20 protein-coding genes are annotated in these 21,340 nt (G+C 28.4%); all 20 read left to right on the top strand.

Annotation, left to right across the window (positions count from 1 at the left end):
* The first annotated feature begins 10 nt into the window (after nucleotides 1–10).
* The 20 genes from fabI (at nucleotide 11) to F1B92_RS00005 (ending at nucleotide 21,293) form a co-directional block, all read left to right on the top strand.
* Nucleotides 11–832, top strand: coding sequence for an enoyl-ACP reductase FabI (gene fabI / locus F1B92_RS00100; protein ID WP_154569887.1), 822 nt, complete (start codon nucleotides 11–13; stop codon nucleotides 830–832).
* Complete coding sequence (locus F1B92_RS00095; RefSeq protein ID WP_229770847.1) at nucleotides 814–1,689, top strand: 3'-5' exonuclease; 876 nt, start codon at nucleotides 814–816, stop codon at nucleotides 1,687–1,689. The genes fabI and F1B92_RS00095 overlap by 19 nt, the downstream gene beginning before the upstream one ends.
* Complete coding sequence (locus F1B92_RS00090) at nucleotides 1,676–2,488, top strand: DNA ligase (protein ID WP_154569886.1); 813 nt, start codon at nucleotides 1,676–1,678, stop codon at nucleotides 2,486–2,488. The genes F1B92_RS00095 and F1B92_RS00090 overlap by 14 nt, the downstream gene beginning before the upstream one ends.
* Before the next feature lie 26 nt (nucleotides 2,489–2,514).
* A complete protein-coding gene (gene galE / locus F1B92_RS00085; protein WP_154569885.1) occupies nucleotides 2,515–3,507 on the top strand; it encodes a UDP-glucose 4-epimerase GalE in 993 nt (330 codons plus the stop codon).
* 6 nt (nucleotides 3,508–3,513) lie between these two features.
* Nucleotides 3,514–4,911: a lipopolysaccharide biosynthesis protein gene (locus F1B92_RS00080; RefSeq protein ID WP_154569884.1), complete on the top strand. Its 1,398-nt coding sequence runs from the start codon at nucleotides 3,514–3,516 to the stop codon at nucleotides 4,909–4,911.
* Nucleotides 4,912–4,989: 78 nt separating this feature from the next.
* Nucleotides 4,990–6,105, top strand: a complete 1,116-nt coding sequence (neuC, locus tag F1B92_RS00075; RefSeq protein ID WP_154569883.1) for a UDP-N-acetylglucosamine 2-epimerase — start codon at nucleotides 4,990–4,992, stop codon at nucleotides 6,103–6,105.
* Entirely contained in the window at nucleotides 6,098–6,775 is a 678-nt protein-coding gene (locus tag F1B92_RS00070) for an acylneuraminate cytidylyltransferase family protein (protein ID WP_195836259.1), read from the top strand. Before neuC ends, F1B92_RS00070 begins: the two co-directional genes overlap by 8 nt.
* Nucleotides 6,772–7,704 carry a glycosyltransferase gene (locus tag F1B92_RS00065; protein WP_154569881.1) on the top strand — a complete coding sequence of 311 codons (933 nt, stop codon included), beginning with the start codon at nucleotides 6,772–6,774 and terminating at the stop codon, nucleotides 7,702–7,704. The genes F1B92_RS00070 and F1B92_RS00065 overlap by 4 nt, the downstream gene beginning before the upstream one ends.
* A 57-nt stretch (nucleotides 7,705–7,761) precedes the next feature.
* The gene (locus F1B92_RS00060; RefSeq protein WP_154569880.1) at nucleotides 7,762–8,823 is read left to right on the top strand and encodes an N-acetylneuraminate synthase family protein; all 1,062 of its coding nucleotides are present in this window, start codon (nucleotides 7,762–7,764) and stop codon (nucleotides 8,821–8,823) included.
* A gap of 69 nt (nucleotides 8,824–8,892) precedes the next feature.
* Nucleotides 8,893–10,101 carry an oligosaccharide flippase family protein gene (locus F1B92_RS00055; RefSeq protein WP_154569879.1) on the top strand — a complete coding sequence of 403 codons (1,209 nt, stop codon included), beginning with the start codon at nucleotides 8,893–8,895 and terminating at the stop codon, nucleotides 10,099–10,101.
* A complete protein-coding gene (locus F1B92_RS00050) occupies nucleotides 10,098–11,069 on the top strand; it encodes a glycosyltransferase family 52 (RefSeq protein ID WP_195836258.1) in 972 nt (323 codons plus the stop codon). The genes F1B92_RS00055 and F1B92_RS00050 overlap by 4 nt, the downstream gene beginning before the upstream one ends.
* A 97-nt stretch (nucleotides 11,070–11,166) precedes the next feature.
* Entirely contained in the window at nucleotides 11,167–13,287 is a 2,121-nt protein-coding gene (locus F1B92_RS00045) for an STT3 domain-containing protein (RefSeq protein ID WP_154569877.1), read from the top strand.
* A 22-nt stretch (nucleotides 13,288–13,309) separates the two neighbouring features.
* Nucleotides 13,310–14,221, top strand: a complete 912-nt coding sequence (locus F1B92_RS00040) for a PDC sensor domain-containing protein (RefSeq protein WP_154569876.1) — start codon at nucleotides 13,310–13,312, stop codon at nucleotides 14,219–14,221.
* A complete protein-coding gene (gene hisH / locus F1B92_RS00035) occupies nucleotides 14,202–14,807 on the top strand; it encodes an imidazole glycerol phosphate synthase subunit HisH (protein WP_154569875.1) in 606 nt (201 codons plus the stop codon). Before F1B92_RS00040 ends, hisH begins: the two co-directional genes overlap by 20 nt.
* Nucleotides 14,808–15,521, top strand: coding sequence for a 1-(5-phosphoribosyl)-5-[(5-phosphoribosylamino)methylideneamino]imidazole-4-carboxamide isomerase (hisA, locus tag F1B92_RS00030; protein WP_154569874.1), 714 nt, complete (start codon nucleotides 14,808–14,810; stop codon nucleotides 15,519–15,521). It abuts the gene before it with no gap.
* Nucleotides 15,522–15,580: 59 nt separating this feature from the next.
* Nucleotides 15,581–16,411, top strand: coding sequence for a 50S ribosomal protein L11 methyltransferase (locus F1B92_RS00025; protein ID WP_154569873.1), 831 nt, complete (start codon nucleotides 15,581–15,583; stop codon nucleotides 16,409–16,411).
* A 2-nt stretch (nucleotides 16,412–16,413) separates the two neighbouring features.
* Nucleotides 16,414–18,315 carry an ATP-dependent zinc metalloprotease FtsH gene (gene ftsH, locus F1B92_RS00020; RefSeq protein WP_407643620.1) on the top strand — a complete coding sequence of 634 codons (1,902 nt, stop codon included), beginning with the start codon at nucleotides 16,414–16,416 and terminating at the stop codon, nucleotides 18,313–18,315.
* A gap of 2 nt (nucleotides 18,316–18,317) precedes the next feature.
* A complete protein-coding gene (gene pssA, locus F1B92_RS00015; protein ID WP_154569872.1) occupies nucleotides 18,318–19,034 on the top strand; it encodes a CDP-diacylglycerol--serine O-phosphatidyltransferase in 717 nt (238 codons plus the stop codon).
* 165 nt (nucleotides 19,035–19,199) lie between these two features.
* Nucleotides 19,200–20,711: a 2-isopropylmalate synthase gene (locus tag F1B92_RS00010; RefSeq protein WP_154569871.1), complete on the top strand. Its 1,512-nt coding sequence runs from the start codon at nucleotides 19,200–19,202 to the stop codon at nucleotides 20,709–20,711.
* Nucleotides 20,712–21,038: 327 nt separating this feature from the next.
* On the top strand, nucleotides 21,039–21,293 hold the full coding sequence (locus tag F1B92_RS00005) for a bile acid:sodium symporter (RefSeq protein WP_154569870.1): 255 nt from the start codon (nucleotides 21,039–21,041) through the stop codon (nucleotides 21,291–21,293).
* Nucleotides 21,294–21,340 lie beyond the last annotated feature (47 nt).

Genomic DNA, 21,340 nt, shown 5'->3' with positions numbered 1-21,340 from the left:
AGGAGAGAAAATGATTTTAGAGGGTAAAAAAGGATTAATTGTTGGAGTTGCAAATAAGATGTCAATTGCTTATGGGATTGCAAAAGCTTGCAAAGAAGCAGGTGCAGAGCTGGCATTTACATATTTAAATGATACTTTATTAAAAAGAGTTGAGCCATTAGCAACTGAGCTTGGAAGCGATAAAATTTATAAACTTGATGTAAATAATGACGAAGAGTTAGCAAATTTAAAAAATTCTTTAGAAAAAGATTTTGGAAAGATTGATTTTGTTTTGCATTCAGTTGCTTTTGCGCCAAAAGAGGCTTTGGATGGAAATTTTATAGATACTACAAGAGAAGCATTTGATACTGCTATGCAAACTAGCGTTTATTCGTTTTTGGCTTTAACAAAAGCTGTTTTACCGATTTTAAATGATGGCTCTTCTATTTTGACTCTTTCTTATTTAGGCGGAGTTAAATTTGTACCACATTATAATGTAATGGGCGTTGCAAAAGCAGCACTTGAAAGCAGTGTTAGATATTTAGCATATGATTTAGGAAAGAAAAACATCAGAGTAAATGCTATCTCAGCAGGACCTATTAAAACTCTTGCATCGAGTGGAATAGGGGATTTTAAAATGATTTTAAAATGGAATGAAACAAATGCACCTCTAAAAAGAAATGTAACAATTGATGATGTTGGTAAAAGCGGACTTTATCTATTGAGTGATCTATCAAGTGCGGTTACAGGCGAGATTCACTATGTAGATTGTGGATATAACACTTTAGGTATGGCACAAATTGATAAAGATATCGATGGAAATACTATTTTAGAATGGGAAAAAATAAAATGAAAGAAGCCATTTGTATATTTGATTGTGAAACAATTCCTTGCGTGGAGAGTTTAAAAAGAATTTATCCAAATGAATATGAAAATTTTATTAAAGATGGTTTTAGGGATGACGATTTTAAAAATAATCCAGACTATAAATTATCAGTTTTTGCACAAGAAAGACAATTTGAAGCTACAAATTCAAATTTTTTACCTGTAAATTTTCATAAAATAGTCTGTATAAGTGTAGTGTTGGCTGATGAATTTGGTAGTTTTTTAAGGGTTTCAAATATTTTAGGTGATGAAAAAGAGATAATTAATAAATTTTTTTCTGTAATAAATAATAATATACGTTTGATTAGTTTTAATGGAAGAGGTTTTGATTTACCGATGATTATGGCTAGAGCGATGAGATATAATTTAAGCATTCGGGCATATTTTGAAGTGGATAATAAAAATTTAAATAAAAGCAAATGGGATGGGAATTATAGAAGTAGGTATGATGGTAAATTTCATCTTGATTTAATGGATCATATTAGTGATTTTGGGATTATTAGAGGGCTTAAATTAGATACTCTTTGTGCGAGTTTAAATTTACCAGGTAAATTTGATACAAAAGGAGATCAAGTAATGGAGCTTTTCTATCAAAATAAGCTTGAAAAAATTTCAAGTTATTGCCAAAGTGATGTTTTAAATACTTATTGGCTTTTTTTAAAATATGAGCTTTTAAAAGGAAATTTAAATTTGCAAGATTATGCTTCTTATCTTTTAAACACAAAAGAGTATTTAGAAAAAGAAAAGAGTGATTTAAACTATACTCCTGTTTTTTCTAAATTTATTGATGAAGAACTAGAAAGAATAAAGCTTGAAATTAGTTAATTTACTACTTCTAATTTGCTTAAATTTAAACGCTGTTATGCTTTTAAGTGAGTACGGGGATGAAAATTTAAGCGGGTATTTTATAAGCGAAAAACTTGATGGAGTTAGGGGAATTTGGGATGGTGAGGAGCTAAAAAGTAGAAATGGATATAAATTTAGCTATCCAGATGAATTTATAAAGTGTTTTCCAAATTTTGATTTAGATGGAGAGCTTTTTACAAAAAGGGGTGATTTTGAAAATATTTCATCCATAACTTCACAAATAAACCCAAATGATGGATGGAAAGAGATTAAATTTTATATTTTTGATATACCAAAAATGGACGCGAATTTCAGCATTAAATATGAAAAAATGTTAGAAATTTCTAAAAATTGTAAAAATATAGAGGCCATAAAGCAAACCATTGCTAAAGACAATGATGAGGTTTTTGAGTTTTTAGATGAGGTTGTAAATAACGGCGGTGAGGGCGTCGTGGCAAGAAGTCCTGATTTAATCTATGAAGATAAAAGAAGCGATAAAATCTTAAAACTTAAAAAATTTAAAGATAGCGAGTGTGAAGTAATAGCCATAAATAAAGGAAATGGAAAATATAAAAATATGATGGGATCGCTAACTTGTAAGGATTTAAACACAGGCGAAATTTTTAAAATAGGCTCAGGCTTTAGCGATGAAATACGTAAAAATCCTCCTAAAATAGGAGAAATTATCACATATAAATTTCAAAATTTAACAAATAATAACAAGCCAAGATTTCCTGTGTTTTTAAGAGTTAGAAGCGATGGTAAATTAAGTTTATAGTAAAATATATTTTAAAAAGGAGATTTATGAAAATTTTAGTAACTGGTGGGGCTGGATATATCGGAAGTCACGTTGTAAAGCAGCTTTTAGAAAAAGGGTGTGAGGTTGTTGTGATTGATAATCTCTCAAAAGGCTCATTTAAGGCAATTGAGAGTTTAAAGGGCATAAAAAAGTTTGAGTTTATAAATTTAGATTTAGAAGAAATCACTAAGCTTGAAGAGCTTTTTAAAAAGCATAAATTTGAAGCAATCATCCACTTTGCTGCTTTTATAGAGGTTTTTGAAAGCACTCAAAACCCATTAAAATACTATCTAAATAACACAACAAATACTTTAAATTTAATAACTCTATCAGCAAAATATGGCGTAAATAAATTTATATTTAGTTCAACTGCAGCTGTTTATGGAGAACCAGATAGTGGCGAAATAAAAGAAGATAGCTTACTTAATCCAATCAATCCATATGGAAGAAGTAAAATGATGAGTGAATGGTTCTTAAGAGATTTAGCTAGCAGTGATGAGGAGTTTAAATTTGTAATTTTAAGGTATTTTAACGTTGCAGGTGCTAGTATGGACGGGCTTTTAGGGCAAAACTATCCAAATGCAACTCATTTAGTTAAAATCGCCACTCAAACAATTACAAAAAAAAGAGATAAGATGAGTATTTTTGGTGATGATTATCCTACTAAAGATGGCACTTGCATAAGGGATTATATCCATGTAGAAGATTTAGCAAGTGCTCATTTATCGGCACTTGAGTATTTAAATAGTGGTGCAAAGAGTGAAATTTTTAATGTTGGATATGGTAAAGGTTTTAGCGTAAAAGAAGTAATTGAAAAGGCAAAAGAAGTAAGCGGAGTTGATTTTAAAGTTGAAATTTCAGATAGAAGAGAGGGCGATCCTGCGTGCTTAGTGGCAAATTCAACAAAGCTTAGAAATTTAACAAACTGGACACCAAAATATGATGATTTAGGATTAATCATAAAATCAGCACTAAAATGGGAAGAGAAGATAAAGTAATTTAAAATGTCTGATCTAAAAAGATTATTAAAATCTAGTGGAATTTATTTTTTAGGAACTGCATTAAATAAGCTATTGGCTTTTTTTATGCTTCCTTTTTATACTAAGTATTTAAGTCCAAGCGATTATGGCGAATATGATTTGAGTTTAGTTTATGTAAATTTTTTTATAGGCATATTTTTTATAGATATTTATGTGGCTATTATGAAATTTTTACTTGATGATAGTTATAAGAGTATAAAAAATTATAAAGAAAAAATCATATTTGCTGGCTTTGTTGTATTTGTAATTTGCTTAGTTTTTTATGTGTTTGGTTTTTATATTTTTTTAACTATTTTTGATGTTAAATTTGCAATCTTGCTCATTTTTTTAGGAGTTATAACATATATCCACACTATTTATGGATATATTTGTAGAGCTTATAATTTTAGCTATGTATTTGTTTTTAGTGGATTATTTTCAGCCTTAATTGGTGCTATTTTGACTTTAATTTTTTTAATATATTTTAAATTTGGATATGTTAGTTTGATTTATTCTTCTATAATTTCTACTATTTTTGCTATTTTAATTATAGATTTTAATGTAAAAATTTTTTCAAAATTTAGGCTTGGTTTTGGAGATTTTAGTTTTGTAAAACCGATGTTTTTTTACTCTCTACCTTTAGTTAGTCTTGCATTTAGCTACTGGTTTGCTGAATTTTATGGCAAATTTTGTATCTCTAAAAGTATATCTTTAGCACAAAATGGATACTACGCTATAGCTTTAAAATTTTCAGCCTTACTTCTTCTTTTTGTGCAATGTTTTAAAATGGCTTGGCAAGAGGTAAATTTTTCTAAAATTTTAGATAAAAATATGATGAGTGATTACTACACAAAAGCCATAAATGAATATATAAAATTTCTGTTTTTAGGCTCTAGTTTTTTAATAATTGCTATTAAAATTATATTTCCATATTTAATAGATATTAAATATTATGAAGCTTTTATTTATATACCATTTTGCATATTGATTTATGTTTTTATAGGAATTTATGAATTTCTAACAAATATAATAAATAAAATTAATTATAATAAATATCTGCCTAAAATTTGTATAATTTATCTTGTTATAAATGTTTTTTTTATAACTTTTTTTATAGATAAGATAGGAATTTGGGCTGTGATTTTTGGGTTTATTTTAGAATATATAGTCGCTTGTTTAATGATTATGTTTTTAATAAAAAAAGAGTTTATAATAAAAATTAAATTTATAAATATTTTATATTTTTTATTATTTTTGACTACTTCTTATATTTGCTATAATTTAAATTTTAAATTTATATTTTTAAATTTAGTATTTTTGTTAGTTTTTGTTGCTTTTAACTATAGAAACATATTTAAAAAAGTAAATTTGTTTAATAGATAATGATTATTTAAGGGCTTTTTTGGTAACATAATTTTTGTTATTTCAGTAAAAACAATCAATGCAAAAAAAAGGAAAATTTTGAAAAAACTTCTTTTCATAACTGGAACTAGGGCTGATTTTGGTAAGATTAAGCCATTATTAAATTATGTTGAAAAAAGCTCTAAATTTGAGCTTTACTTAATAGTTACTGGTATGCATATGATGGAGATTTATGGTGGAACTTTTAGAGAAATTTTAAATCACAACTATAAAAACATCTATCTAGCTAGCAATCAATTTAAAAACGAGCCAATGAGTTCAGTTACTGCTAATACCATTAATCTTTTTTCAAGATTTTTTGATGAGATAAATCCTGATATGATTTTTATCCACGGCGATAGGCTAGAAGCACTCTCAGGTGCCATTGCAGGGGCGTTTTCTAATACTTTAGTTTGCCATATTGAAGGTGGAGAAATTTCAGGAACGATTGATGAGAGCATTCGCCATGCAGTAAGTAAGTTTTCACATCTTCATTTAGTTGCAAACAAAGAGGCTAAAAATCGCCTTATAAAAATGGGCGAAGATAAAAAAACTATTTTTATCATAGGCTCACCTGATTTAGATGTGATGGCAAGTGATGATTTGCCAAATTTAAGCGAGGCGCTAAATCATTATGAAATTAATTTTAAAGATTACGCGCTTTCTTTGTTCCATCCAGTAACAACTGAAACTAAAAATTTAGAAATTTATACAAAAAACTACTTTGATGCTTTGAAAAAAAGCGATTTAAATTATATTATAATCTATCCAAATAACGATAGCGGTTCAAAATTTATTATAGATGAAATTTCAAATTTAAAAGAGTTATCAAATTTTAAAATTTTTCCTTCAATTAGATTTGAATATTTTTTAACTTTGCTGAAAAATGCTAAATTTATCATCGGTAATTCAAGTGCAGGTATTAGAGAAGCACCATTTTATAAGGTTAAAACGATAAATGTAGGCACTAGACAAAATGGCAGAATCAAAGATGGAGTAGTTTTAAATGTGAGCTATAAAAGTGATGAGATTTTAAAAGCAATAAAAAGTTTAGATAAGTTTAATCCTAAATTTACAAATGAATTTGGAAGCGGCAACAGTGTTAGTGAATTTGATAAATTTATAAATAATGATGAAATTTGGCAAACTAATATCCAAAAGAGATTTTATGAGTAAAGTTATAGCAGTTATCTTAGCAAGAAGTGGATCAAAAGGGATAAAAGATAAAAACTTAGCTAGGGTTGGAGAGTTTTCACTTTTAGCTAGAGCGATAATAGGAGCAAAAAATAGTGAAATTTTTGATGAGATTATAGTTTCAACTGATGGGGAAAATTTAAAAAATGAAGCCCTTAAATTTGGCGCAAAAGTTATAAATAGACCTTTAAATTTAGCAGGCGATAGTGTAACTTCAATTGACGCTTTAATACACGCTTTAAATGAGTTAAATTTAAATGATGGAATTTGTATCTTACTTCAGCCAACAAGCCCTTTAAGAAGCGAATTTCACATAAAAGAAGCTTTTAATGAGTTTAAAAAAAATAAATTAGGCTCTTTAATCTCAGTTAAAAAAGCCTCTCATCATCCATTAAAAAGCTTAATTTTTGATGATAACGAATTTAAAGCTATTAGAAATTTAAAAGATTTAGAGTCTCCAAGGCAAAATTTACCTCCTGCTTTTGTGCCAAATGGAGCGATTTATATAAATTTGGTGAGCGATTTGCTAAAACACAAACGATTTTTTGTCGAGCCGATTAATATTTACGAAATGGATGAAAACTCAAGCATTGATATTGATAATTTAGAGGATTTAAAAAGAGCAAATTTAGCTTTAAAGGATATAAAATGATTATAGAAATTCAAAATCCAGATGTTAAATTTATGCCTTGCAAAGATAGAAGCGATGGGCTTAGTGGCTTTATACGGTGCAAAAATGAAGGGGAGTTTTTAGAGCAAGTAATTGATAGTTGGATAGATTTAGTTGATGAATTAATAGTAGTTTTTAATGACTCTAGCGATAACACGGAAGAAATTTTAACAAATTCATTTAAAAAATATCCACAAAAATTAAAAGCTTATCACTATTTGCCAAAAGTATTCTCTCAAGGAAGCGATAATTTTAAAGAGTTAGAAGAAGATGATTATCAAAGCTTAGTAAATTATTATAATTTTACACTGAGTAAAACAACTAAAAAATGGGCTTTAAAGATTGATGGCGATATTATTTTAGATAAAGAAAAAATTCCGCTTATAAAAGAGTGCTTTTCAAAATTGAAAGATAATGAGTTTATAAAATTAAGCGGGATAAATATAATTATGCAAAATTCAAAAATTTATTGCCTAAGTGAATCTATTTTTTGTGGGCTTAATGGGGATTTATGCATATTTAAAATGAGTGATGAGATAAAATTTAAAAAAGGCAAAACTTGCGAGTATTTAAATTTTCCAAAAAAATACACCTTTTATAGCGATGAAAATTTTAAAGTAAATAATAGCCTAACAGCTTATTATCATATGAAATTTCAAAAAAAGGATTTTGGATTTGGAGTTTATGATTTTAAAAATAATAAAAACTCAAATTATTATCCTAAAACTTGGATATTTATAGTTTTTAGTAGATTGATTTTACTTGATGAAATTTTTAAAAAATATGATATTAAAATGAGCGATCCACTTGAATTTATAAATTTCAATAAAAACTATAGTGGCTATAAAAAAGAATTTATCCATACCTTAAAAACTATTGAGGGGGGGGAGCAGCACATCTTCGTGGCTTAGCGAAATAAAGCTTTTTTTAAAAAATAAAATCATAAAGGTTATTAAAGGATTAATAAAATGAATGAAAATGTCGAATTTGAAATAGCGGGACTAAAAGTTGGATATAAACACGACCCATTAATTATTTGTGAAATTGGTATAAATCACGAAGGAAGCTTAAAAACAGCTTTTGAAATGGTTGATAGTGCAGCAAGGGCTGGAGCAAAAATCATAAAACACCAAACTCATATCATAGAAGATGAGATGAGCGATGAAGCTAAAAACGTAATACCAGGCAATGCAGATGTTAGTATTTATGAGATCATGAAAAGGTGTGCTTTAAATGAAGATGATGAGATAAAGCTTCAAAAATATGTTGAAAGTAAAAAAATGATTTTTATCTCAACTCCTTTTTCAAGAGCTGCAGCTTTAAGGTTAGAGAAAATGAATATCCCAGCTTATAAAATCGGTTCAGGTGAGTGTAACAACTATCCATTAATTGAATTAATTGCTTCGTTTAAAAAGCCAATTATTTTATCAACTGGAATGAATAGCATTGAAAGTATCAAAAAATCAGTCCAAATTATAAGAGCTGCAAAAGTACCATATGCCCTGCTTCACTGCACAAATGTCTATCCAACTAAATATAAAGATGTTAGGCTTGGAGCGATGAAAGAGTTAGCCGCTAATTTTCCAGATGCGGTTATTGGCTTAAGCGATCATACTACAAACAATCTTGCTTGCATTGGAGCGATAGCAATTGGCGCAAGTATAGTTGAGAGACATTATACTGATACGGTAGATAGAGTTGGTCCTGATATAGTTTGTTCGATGGATGAGAGTGCTTTTAAAGAATTAAATTATGCCTCAAAAGCCTTAAAACAGATGCGAGGTGGCAAGAAAGATGAGATTATAGCGGATGAAAAGCCTACAAAAGATTTTGCTTTTGCTTCAGTTGTGGCTGATAGAGATATAAAAAAAGGAGAGATTTTAAGTAGAGAAAATTTATGGGTAAAACGCCCTGGAAATGGGGATTTTAATGCAGATGATTATTATAAATTATTAGGCAAAGTTGCTAAGAATGATATAACGAAAAATTCTCAAATCAAATTTAGCCATATATGCGAGCAAGAAAATTGAAAATTATGATACAAAAAAGGCATTTTATGAGTATAAATTTAAAAAGCAAAATTTACAAAAAGAGCCTTTATGAATAGACTTTTTAAAGATAGCTTTATCTATCTATTTGGACAAATTATAGCTCAAATTCCACCATTTTTATTGATGCCTTATTTAACTAGAAAATTAGGTGCTAGTGGGTATGGGGAGATGGCTTATTACACTGCATTTTTAACTTTGTTTGGCATAGTTGTTGGGATGTGTCAAGATGGGGCAGTTGCAAGGTATTACTATTTTTATGGAAAAAGAAATTTAAACAATTTAGTAGTAAGTGGGTATATTTATGCTTTTTTTATATCAGGAGTTATATTTATAGTAGCTTTATTTAATTCATCAATTATTTTTATGCTGCTTGCTACGATTTCATTTGTAAATGCACTTTTAGCAGTGCAATTAGCACTTCGTCAGTGTCAAAAAGAGCCATTTGAATATATCAAAATACAAATTTTTGGATCAGTTTTGGTTACGATTTTAACTATTTTAATTTTAGAAAAAGCAAGCGAAAATTTAGTAATTTATAGATTTTTTGCTATTTTTTTAGGTTCATTTATAACAGCTATTTTTGCTTATACAATGTTTAGAAAAAAAGGATTTAAATTAAAACTAAGTAAAAAAATTTTTAAATCAAATCTTATTTATATCTTTAGCTTTGGACTTCCTTTAGTGCTTCATCATTTAAGTGGATTTACAAAAGGGCAATTTGATAGGATATTTATTTATCAGTTTTTTTCATCAAAAGAGCTTGGAATTTACGCGGCTGGATTTATGCTAGCTTCTATTTTCAGTATGGTTATAAACTCAGCAAATAAAGCAATTATTCCATATTTTTTTGAAAACTTAAAGAATAAAAAGTTAAATAAATATTTGGTTATTAAAATAGCTTTTGTTTGCTTTATTTTATTTTTTGTTCCAGCACTTTTAGTTAGTTTTGTGCCAAATTCAGTTTTTATCTTATTCTTAGGAGATGAGTTTGATGGTGTTAAGTATTTTGCTTTAATGTTTTTAATAGGAATTGGATTTATTCCAGCGTATTTAGTTTTAGTAAATTATTTGTTTTTTTACTCTAAAAATAGCATTATTTCAGTTTGTTCTGTTATCTCAACTGTTATTTATTTAATAATTTTATTTATTGCTTCTAAATTTGGGATTAAATTTGTTCCATTTGCTATGATTGTATCAAATTTAGCTATACTTCCACTTTTATATTATCAAGTTAGAATTTGCAAGGAGAGAAATTGAATTTATTTATCTGTTTTACACCACTTCAAATTTTAATCTCTCAAGAAATTATAAAAACTTATCATAGCGATGAGTTTGAACTTTTGGTTTTAAAAGATCATAAAAACAAAAAGTTGGATTTTTATATAAAAAATTTTCATCCAAAACCAAAAAGCGTAAAGGTTATAGAATTTAAGCAATTTGCAAATATAATCGAAAGGATGAAAATTAATTTTTCTATTTATAAATTTGCTAAAAATAAAAAATATCAAAATATCTTTTTTGCAAATTGGACGGCGATTGGACTTTGGATTGTATTAAATACTCTTAAATTTCAAAATTTTTATACATTTGATGATGGTGCGGCAAATATAACAAATTACGATCAGATTTTTTCATCTTTTAAAAATAGAAGCTTCAAGGCAAAAATCGTTTATGTTATCAAAAAATTTGTTTTTAAATTTAGCGATTTTGATAATGAATATATAACAAAAAACTCAAAAATGCACTATACGATATTTGAAAATTTAAAAAATGTTTTTAATAATACTAAATTTATAAAGCTTTTTGATTTTGATGATTTTAGCGATACAAAAAATAAAAAAGTTGTAAAGATTTTTTTGGGTCAGCCAATTTATGAATCAAATTTATCTAAAAATAAGGCTTTGATTGAGAATTTAATAGATAAATTTAAAATTGATTTTTATATGCCGCATCCTAGAGAAGAGTATAAAATCAAAAATGTAAATTACATAAAAACTGATTTGATTATAGAAGATTATATTATTAATGAAATTAAAAAAGATAGTTCTATAAAATATGAAATTTATGGATTTTTTTCTACGTCTTTATTTATTTTGTCAAATATGAATTGTTTAAATTTAAATGCCATTTATATAGATAATCAAAGCGAGATTAGATGCTTTAAAAATCTATACGAAATAATGAAAAATTTAGGCATTAATATTATAGAGTTTGAACAAATTTAAAACAATCATAAAAAATATAATGGTTTTAGGTTTGTTTAAATCTCAATTAGTATAATTGAAAATTTAAATAAACTTTGAAAATTTATAAAGGATTAAAATGAGAGATAGCATTGATTTTAATACAAAATCATGGGCGATTATTTTTATGATTATTTCTTTTGTATTTGGAATTTTGGCTAGGTATTATTGGGTATATTGGGCAGGTGGATATGATGAGATGATTTTTAATGATCAAATTATGATAAACACAAATGATGGCTATGTTTTTGCAGAAGGAGCTAGAGATCTAATAGCTGGTTTTCATCAGCCACATGATTTGAGTTATGTAGATCAGTTATTATCTAAGGTTACGGCTTTATTATATTTTATAACTCCTTTTAAATTAGAAACTATCATTTTGCATATGAGTTCTGTTTTTAGCTCTTTAGTTGTTATACCTTTAATTTTAATAGCAAAAGAATTTAAAAAAACAGAAGCTGGATTTATTGCTGCTTTAATAAGCGTAGTTGCACATAGTTATTATAATAGAACGATGGCTGGATATTATGATACAGATATGTTGAATATAACTCTTCCTTGCTTTATTTTGTATGGTCTTATTTTAGCAGTGATTAAAAAAGAGCTTAAATTTGCATTAATTGCTCCAATTTTTATGATTATATATTTTTGGTGGTATGGGTCATCTTATAGTTTAAATTTAGCCTTAACATTTATGTTTTTGCTATATATTTTTATATTTGATAGAAAAAATTTAACTCTTTATAAAGCCTTTGTTTTGCTTTTTATATCGCTTATGATTTTAAGTGCTTATATAAAATTTATACTATTATTTTTATGCTTTTATATATTTTTAAAAACAGATAACAAAAAAATTATCGCTTCTATATTTGCTATTTGTTTTTTAATTTTTGCTTTCAATGGTGGATTAAGCCCTGTACTTTCTGAGTTAAAATTTTATGCAACCAGAAATTCAGTTGTAGCTACAACCACTCAACTTATGTTTTTTAATATAAGCAACACAATTCAAGAAGCTGGTAAATTGATTGATGATTTTGATCTTTTTATGGCAAGGATTAGCTCTCATACTATAGTATTTTTTCTATCTTTAATCGGCGTTTTTTGGGTATTTATAAAAAACAAAACCTTCATTTTATCTCTTCCATTTTTAGGGCTTGGATTTATTTCGTTATTTGCAGGACTTAGATTTACTATTTATGCTGTTCCTATAATGGGACTTGGATTTGGATTTTTTATCGTTTATTTATGTGATTTTTTTAATATCAAAAAGTGGTTTAAATTTGCTTTTTTGAGTATTGTTACTGCTTTGGCTATATATCCATCACTAAAACACATCTACGAATATAAAACTTATAGCGTATTTTTTAATAATGAAGTTAAAATTTTAGATAAATTTAAAACAATGGCAAATGTAGAGGATTATTTTGTATCTTGGTGGGATTATGGATATCCAATTAGATACTATGCTGATGTAAAAACCTTAGTAGATGGCTCAAAGCATCCAGGAGATTATAATTTTTTAGTTAGCTCATCTTTATTTAAAGATCAAATCACATCAGCAAATTTAGCAAGATTAGCTGTTGAATATACAGAAAGAGAGTATAATTCTCACGATGATTACTCTTGGGTTGGAAAAGGGCTTTTGATTGATAAGATGATGAAAGATTATAATGCAAGCAATATTGATGATTTTTTAAATATGGTATCTTCAAAAGATTTTAAGCCACCTAGAAAAACAAGAGAAGTTTATTATTATTTACCAAAAAGAATGATGAATATTTTTAATGTTATAACATATTTTTCAAATATAGATTTAAAAACTGGAAAATCATACCCAGAACCGTTTTTTAGTTACGCTTATGCTTTAGAAAAACAAGGCAATGAGGTGCTTTTAAATAATGGTTTTAGAATTAGTTATGATATGAAAAATATAAAAATAAACTCTCAAAAAATTGCTGTTAAAAATTTATTTGTTACAGAATATGAGAATTCTAAGCTAAAAGTTAGCGAATATAATTTTAATAATAGCGGTGTTATAAATATTATATATATGAAAGGTAGCGGAGTTTTTGTTATTTGTGATGATGTGGCGTTAAATTCATCATACGTTCAAATGTTTATGTTAGAAAGATATGATAGTGAGCTTTTTGAACCAGTTATACTCGATGATGATGTCAAAATTTATAGATTAAAAAGATAGTTGCTTTACTAAAGGATAAAAGTTGATAATAAAAGAGATAGAAGAATTTAAAATAATGAAATCTAAGCTTATAGCTTATTTGAGTTATATATTTTCTCAAAATTTAGTAAATTTAAAAGCAGATATTAGCGAAGAAATGCTTATAAACTCTTGCAAAAATATATCAAATGAACTAGTTTGTCGCCATTGTCTTTATGTATTAGATAAAAATGGATATCAAATCACAGATGAAATTTCTTCTCGAAGTTTAAATATAAATTTAAGCAAAAGGGGCGAAAATCAAAGCCATAAAAGTTACTATAAAAAATCAGTCCAAAGAAAAAAAGCCTATCTTTCACAACCATACCCAAATTCTTATGATAGCAAGCTTTGTGTGAGTATGGCAATGCCTATTTATTCTGATAAAAAAGAGCTTAAGTTTGTTATTTGTTGTGATATTTTATTAGAAGATGTATTAAAGCTTATCAATCCAAGTTCTGTGGATAGTATTTTTGGAAAAGTATCTAGAATTTCTTATTTTTTGATAAGCCTTACTCTTTTTATTGTTGCTGGAATTTTATTTTATTTTGGTGTTAAGAGTATAATTTTTACAAATTTTAATCTCAATGATACATCTAAAATTTTTGAATCAACCATACTTTTAACCCTATCTCTTGCCATTTTAGATCTAATAAAGGCGTATTTTGAAGAGGAAATTTTAGGCAAAAATGAAAAAAATAGCACAAATTCAAAAACGATGATAAAATTTCTCTCATCAATCATAATTGCTCTTGCAATAGAAGCATTGATGCTTGTGTTTAAATTTGCTATGACTTCACCTGAAAAAATAGTATATCCAGTGCTTTTGATTGCTGTTGTGGCATTTTTAGTGATATGTCTTGGTGGGTATATTTATATTACAAGAAAGGCTTTATTTGAAGATAGGAGTTATTGATTATGGAGCTGGAAATTTAAAAAGCGTGGTAAATGCTTTTGAGTTTTGTGGCGTAAAAGTAGAGATTATAAAAGATGGCTCTTTGTTGTTAAAATGCGATAAAATCGTTCTTCCAGGTGTTGGAGCTTTTAAAAAAGCTATAGAGCTTTTAAGAAAAGATGATTTAGATTTAGCTATTAAAGAGTTTATATCTCAAAAAAAGCCATTTTTAGGGATATGTTTAGGAATGCAGCTTTTATTTGAGAGAGGATTTGAATTTGGCGTAGTTGATGGGCTTGGAGTTTTAAAAGGTGATATCGTGAAATTTGATTGTCAAAATTTAAAAATTCCTCATGTTGGTTGGAATACCTTAAATTTTAAGAAAAATTCTGATATTTTAAACGAAATAAAATCACCCACTTATTTGTATTTCACTCACTCATTTCACGTTAAAAATTGTGATGAAAATGATATTTTAGCTACTACTTTTTATGGTTATGATTTTGTAAGTGCAGTCAGTAAAGATAATGTTTTTGCTTTTCAACCTCATCCCGAAAAAAGCCACGAAGCAGGGCTTAGGATTATTAAAAATTTTATGGAGATTTAAATGGAAATTTTACCAGCAATTGATTTAAAAGATGGTTTTGCTGTTAGGCTTAGCAAAGGGGATATGAATACGGCTAAAATTTACTCAAAAAACCCAAGTGATTTGGCTAAAAAATTTGAAGATTTTGGTGCTAAATGGTTACATATAGTTGATTTAGATGGTGCATTTAAAGGTATGGCAGTAAATTTTAAGGTTATAGAAGAGATTGCAAAATCTACAAATTTAAAAATAGAAGTTGGCGGCGGTATAAGAGATGAAAATGATATAAAGAAGTATCAAAATTTAGGAGTAAAACGCTTTATTTTAGGCTCGACTGCTTTAAATGATATTGAATTGACTAAAAATTTAGCTAAAGTTTATAAAATTGCTGTTGGAATTGATGCAAGAGATGGATTTGTTGCAGTTCAGGGTTGGGCAGATGTAAGTAAAATTAGTGCTTTAGAATTGGCTAGAATTTATAAAGATAGTGATGTTGATGCGATAATTTGTACCGATATTTCAAAAGATGGAATGCTAAGTGGCGTAAATAGCGAGTTTGCAAAAAATATAGCTTTAAAAAGCGGTAAAAAAACTATCGCAAGTGGCGGAGTAAAAGATATAAATGATATTATAAATTTGCAAAAAATAGATGAAATTTATGGTGTGATAATTGGCAAGGCGTATTATGAGGGTCATATAAATTTACAAGAAGTTTTTAAACTAATTGAAATTTGATAAAAATTTTTGTAAAATAAGATTTTTATTGTTTAAAATTTAAAGGTAAAATTATTTTTATGGATGATATTTATTTTGAGTTAAAAGTTAGTAGCAAAAATGCTTTGGAATTTTTTAGAGAATTTGCTTTTGAAATTGGCGTAAGTGCAGTTGAAATGGGTGATGGATTTTTTATAGTAAGAGATGGTGAGGATTTAAAAAATTTAGAATTTGCATTAATAGAATATAAAAATGCTCTCCAAAAAACACTAAATTTAGATATCGATTTAAATTTACACTCAGAAACTAAAAAAAATATCGATTGGATAGATGAGTATAAAAAAGGAGTGAAACCTATAAATGTAGGTGATTTATATATACATCCAAGCTGGCAAGAAAAAAAAGATGGATTTTTAAATATCATTATAGATCCAGGACTTGCTTTTGGCTCAGGTCATCATGAAAGCACAAATATGTGTTTAGAGCTAATTCAAAAGCATAAAAAAGGTTGCAAAACAGCTCTTGATGTTGGTTGCGGAAGTGGAATTTTAAGTATTTCTATGGCTAAATTTGGCTTAAATGTAAGTGCTTGCGATACCGATGAAATAGCGATTTCTTCAACAAAACAAAACGCTCTAAAAAACGATGTAAATTTAGATGAAATTTGGGTTGGAAGTATAGCAAAATTAGAAAAAAAATATGATTTAGTAGTGGCAAATTTGATAGCAGATATTATTTTTATGCTAAAAAAGGAGCTGATAAATTCTCTAAATTTAGGTGGAATTTTAATATTATCTGGTATTTTAGATAAATATTTAGATAGGATAAAAAGTGAATTTAAAGATCTTACCTTACTTGAAGTTATGCAACAAAACGAGTGGGTAAGTGTTGTATTTAAAAGAAAGGACTAAATTTGAATAATCAAAATCAAAACAAAAACAATTTTTTTAATCAAAATCCAGTATTGATGTTTATTATTTTTGTAGTTTTAGCAGTTGCTATTTTTAGGATGTTATCTCCTAATGATAGTTTTGGTAATTTTAATAGTAGTAAAAACATAGCTTATTCTGAATTTAAAAATTTGGTGCAAAATAATCAAGTCTCAAAAGTTTTTATAGGTCAAACTACAGTTAAAGCACAAAGCAATAATGGTGTTTTTGTTGCTAGAAAGGTGCAAGATCCAGGGTTGGTTGCTATTTTGGATGAGGCAAAAATTCCATATGCTTCTTATAGTGAAACGAATTTTTTAACCGATATGTTATTTACTTGGGTTATTCCAATTTTTATCTTTTTTGGAATTTGGATGCTTTTAGTAAGTAGAATGCAAAAAAAAGTTGGCGGTGGAATTTTAGGGATTGGCAGTAGCAAAAAATTAGTAAATTCCGAAAAACCAAATGTTAAATTTAGCGATGTTGCAGGTGTGGAAGAAGCAAAAGAAGAGGTACAAGAAATAGTTGATTATCTAAAAAATCCTGAAAAATACCTTCGTCTTGGAGCTAAAATTCCAAAAGGAATTTTACTAGTTGGACCTCCAGGCACTGGTAAAACCTTGCTTGCAAAAGCCGTTGCAGGAGAGGCGAGTGTGCCGTTTTTTAGTATTGCAGCGTCAAGTTTTATAGAGATGTTTGTTGGAGTTGGGGCTAGCAGGGTTAGAGATTTGTTTGAAAACGCTAAAAAAGAAGCACCATCCATTGTTTTTATAGATGAGATTGATGCGATTGGAAAGAGCAGATCAAGCTCGCCAATGGGTGGAAATGATGAGAGAGAACAAACCTTAAATCAGCTTTTATCAGAAATGGATGGATTTGATGCGGATAGATCGCCAGTTATTGTTATGGCAGCAACTAATAGACCTGAAATTTTAGATGCAGCACTTTTAAGACCAGGGCGTTTTGATAGGCAAGTTTTAGTTGATAGACCTGATTTTAAGGGCAGGATGGATATTTTAAAGATTCATATGAAGGGTGTTAAAATTTCAAAAAATGTAGATATTGAAGAGATTGCAAGACTTACAACAGGGCTTGCTGGAGCAGATTTAGAAAATGTAGTAAATGAAGCAGCCCTTCTTGCAGGACGAGGCGAGAAGGAATTTGTAGAGCAAGAAGATTTAATAGAAGCAGTTGAAAGAAGTATAGCAGGGCTTGAAAAGAAATCGCGTCGCGTTAATCCAAAAGAAAAGAGGATTGTTGCTTATCACGAGTGCGGGCATGCTTTAATAGCTGAAGTTACAAAAGGCGCTAAAAAGGTTACAAAAGTCTCTATAATACCGCGAGGCTTAGCGGCTTTAGGCTATACCCTTAATGCCCCTGAAGAAAATAAATTTTTAATGCAGTATCACGAATTAATTGCAGAAGTTGATGTGCTTTTGGGCGGAAGAGCTGCTGAAAAAGTTTTTATAAAAGAGATTTCAACAGGTGCAAGCAATGATCTAGAAAGAGCAACTGATATTATAAAAGCAATGATTTCAATGTATGGAATGAGTGATGTTGCAGGACTTATGGTTTTAGAAAAACAAAGAAATACATTTTTGACAGGTCAAACTATAAAAGATTATAGCGAAAAGATGGCTGAGAAATTAGATGAAAGCGTAAAGACTATACTTGATGAGAGATTTGATGTAGTTGTTAAAACTCTTGAAGATTATAAAGGTGCTATTGAAAATATGGTAAAAGCACTTTACGAAGAAGAAACGATAGATGGTCAAAGAGTTAGAAATATAATATCAGAGTATGAGGTTGAAAATAACCTAACAAGTCGTTTAGTTATAAATGAAGAAGAGAACGAAGATTTAGAGCAAGCAAAACATAAGGCATAAAAATGGAAAAAAAGCAATCCCACATTATGTATGTGATTCCTAATTTATTTACAGCCTCTAGCTGTTTTTTTGGAATTTTAAGTGTGATAAATTCTATGAATGGAAATTATCAAAAAGCGATTATATATGTATTTATATCTTTACTTTTAGATGGTCTTGATGGTAGGGTTGCAAGACTTACCAATACTACATCTAAATTTGGAGTAGAGTTTGACTCTTTTGCTGATATAGTTGCTTTTGGGGTTGCGCCAGCGGTTCTTTTTTATACTTTTGTTGGAAATGAATTTGGTAAAATCGGCTCTCTTGCTACAGGTATTTTTGTAGTTTTTGGAGCTATTAGACTTGCAAGATTTAATATAACTACTAGTCAAAATGAGCCAAATGTTTTTATAGGACTTCCCATACCAACAGCTGCGATATCTATTTGTATTTGGATAAATTTTTATATCGAGCACAAAATCAATATGTATTGGATTTTGATAGTTTTGATGTTTATTTTAGGAATTTTGATGGTTAGTAATATACGCTATCCAAGCTTTAAAAAGATAAATTTTAAGGGCAATAAATTCGGTAAAATTTTAGTGATTGCAATTTTGATTTTATCGATTTTATATATTAGACCGATTGAATTTTTTGTAGTTTTGACGACAATTTATATATTTTATGGAATTTTTAGGGCAGTTTATACAATATACCTTGCAAAATTTAAAAAAAGGTAGTAGAATCAATAAAATTTATTATTTAGGAGAAAATATGCAAAATAAAATAAAAAACCACATAAAATTATACAAACTATCTCTCCTAAACCTGCTGTAAATTCTAAGTTTATTTTAAAAATTCGTTGCTAAATTTAGCTTTTTAAAACAAAATTACAAGGATATAAAATGGATAACAAGATAATAATATTTGATACAACATTAAGAGATGGTGAGCAAAGCCCAGGAGCTTCTATGAATTCGGGGGAAAAAATAAGGCTTGCATTGCAACTTGAAAAATTAGGCGTTGATGTTATAGAAGCAGGTTTTGCAGCTGCAAGTCCAGGAGATTTTGAGGCCATAAATGAGATAGCAAAGGTAAGCTCAAAAATAAATGTGTGTTCATTAGCAAGGGCGGTCGAGAAAGATATAAAAGCAGCAGGAGAGGCCATTTCTCCAGCCAAAAACAGACGAATTCACACTTTTATTGCAACAAGTCCAATACATATGGAATTTAAGCTTAAAAAATCCCCAAGCGAGGTTATAAAAATAGCTGAAAACGCGGTGAAATATGCTAAAACTTTTGTTGATGATGTTGAGTTTAGCTGTGAAGATGCGGGCAGAAGCGAGATAAGTTTTTTAAAAGAGGTAGTTGATGTAGCTATCAATGCAGGAGCAACGACGATAAATTTACCAGATACAGTTGGCTATAGACTTCCAAATGAAATTTATGATTTTATTAAACAAATGAGGGAATTTGTAGGAGATAGAGCGATTATATCTGTACATAATCACAACGATTTAGGATTGGCTACGGCAAATAGTTTATTTGGCGTGATGGCAGGTGCTAGACAGGTAGAATGCACTATAAATGGTATAGGTGAAAGGGCTGGAAATGCAGCACTTGAAGAGGTTGTAATGGCGATAAAAACCAGAAAAGATATTTTTAAAAATTTATATACCGATATAAATACAAAAGAAATTTATCCTACTTCAAGATTAGTTGCTAATATAACAGGAATGGAGCCACAAGCAAATAAGGCAATAGTTGGCAAAAATGCATTTTTACATGAAAGCGGAATTCATCAAGATGGTGTTTTAAAACATCCTGAGACTTATGAGATTATAAAATCTTGTGATATTGGGCTTGAAAATGATAACATTGTCTTAGGCAAACATTCAGGCAGACACGCTTTTAAGGATAAGTTAAAATTTTTAGGTTTTGAGCCTAGCGAAGATGAGTTAAACTCAGCTTTTGAAAAATTTAAAATTTTAGCCGATAAGAAAAAAGATATCTATGATGATGATATTAGGGCTTTGATTTCAGATGAGTTAGTAAAAATACCTGAAATTTATGAGATTGTAACTTTAAGCGTTAATTCTTGCAATAAAGGTCATGCAAGTGCAAGTTTGACGATTAAATATAATGATGAATTTATTAGTGATTCTGCTTTAGGTAATGGTTTGGTTGATGGAATTTTTAAATCTATAGACAGGATAACAAAAATAACTGGTGTTTTGAAAGATTACCAAGTTGGAGCTGTTACAAAAGGGAAAGACGCTGTTGCTAGAGTTGTTGTTAAAGTTGAATTTGAGGGTCAAAAAACTGTTATTGGACACGGTCTTGATGTAGATACTATGTTAGCAAGTGCTAAGGCTTATGTAGGGGCTTTAAATAGCTATTTAAATTTAAGAAGATAAGTGCTAAAAAGTAGTTGATATATTTGTAAGATATATTGCTATTTTGGTAATTTGCGGCACTTTGTTTGCTCTATATCATCCAAATTTAGCAAAAGATATTTTTAGCCTTGTGCATAACTTATATGTTTGGTATGGGGCTTACTGTAAAAATTGATGATTTTAAAGAGTTTTTAATTAGACCAAAATTTGTTATTGTGGGAATTAGTTTATTATAATTCCTTTTTTGGTTTTATTTTAATTGAAATTTTTATTTACCCCTTGCTTTAGCAATTAGCGTTATTTTGGTTGAAAATAGTTTAAATGCTATTACTTACTTAAATAGAGGCGATGCGGCTTTTGGTTGCTATTACAAGTTGTACTACTTTTTTATCGCCATTTTTAACTAAAATTTTAATAAGTAAAAGCATAGATATAAATTTATTAAATATGTTTTTAAGCATAGTTTGGGTTGTGATTTTGCCTATTATTTTAGGTGTGTTGTTTCATAAATTTTTACCTAAATTTACAAATTTAATTCAAGAGATACTTCCAATAATATCAGCTTTTGTTATAACTTTTATGGTTATAGTCGCAGTAAATTAGGCGTTATAATTTTAGTTGTTATCTTGCTTTTTATCTTGCTTTTTATC

The sequence above is a fragment of the Campylobacter portucalensis genome (assembly GCF_009690845.1).
GTDB classification, from domain to species: domain Bacteria; phylum Campylobacterota; class Campylobacteria; order Campylobacterales; family Campylobacteraceae; genus Campylobacter_B; species Campylobacter_B portucalensis.
This window is presented reverse-complemented; position numbering and strand designations above follow the sequence as displayed.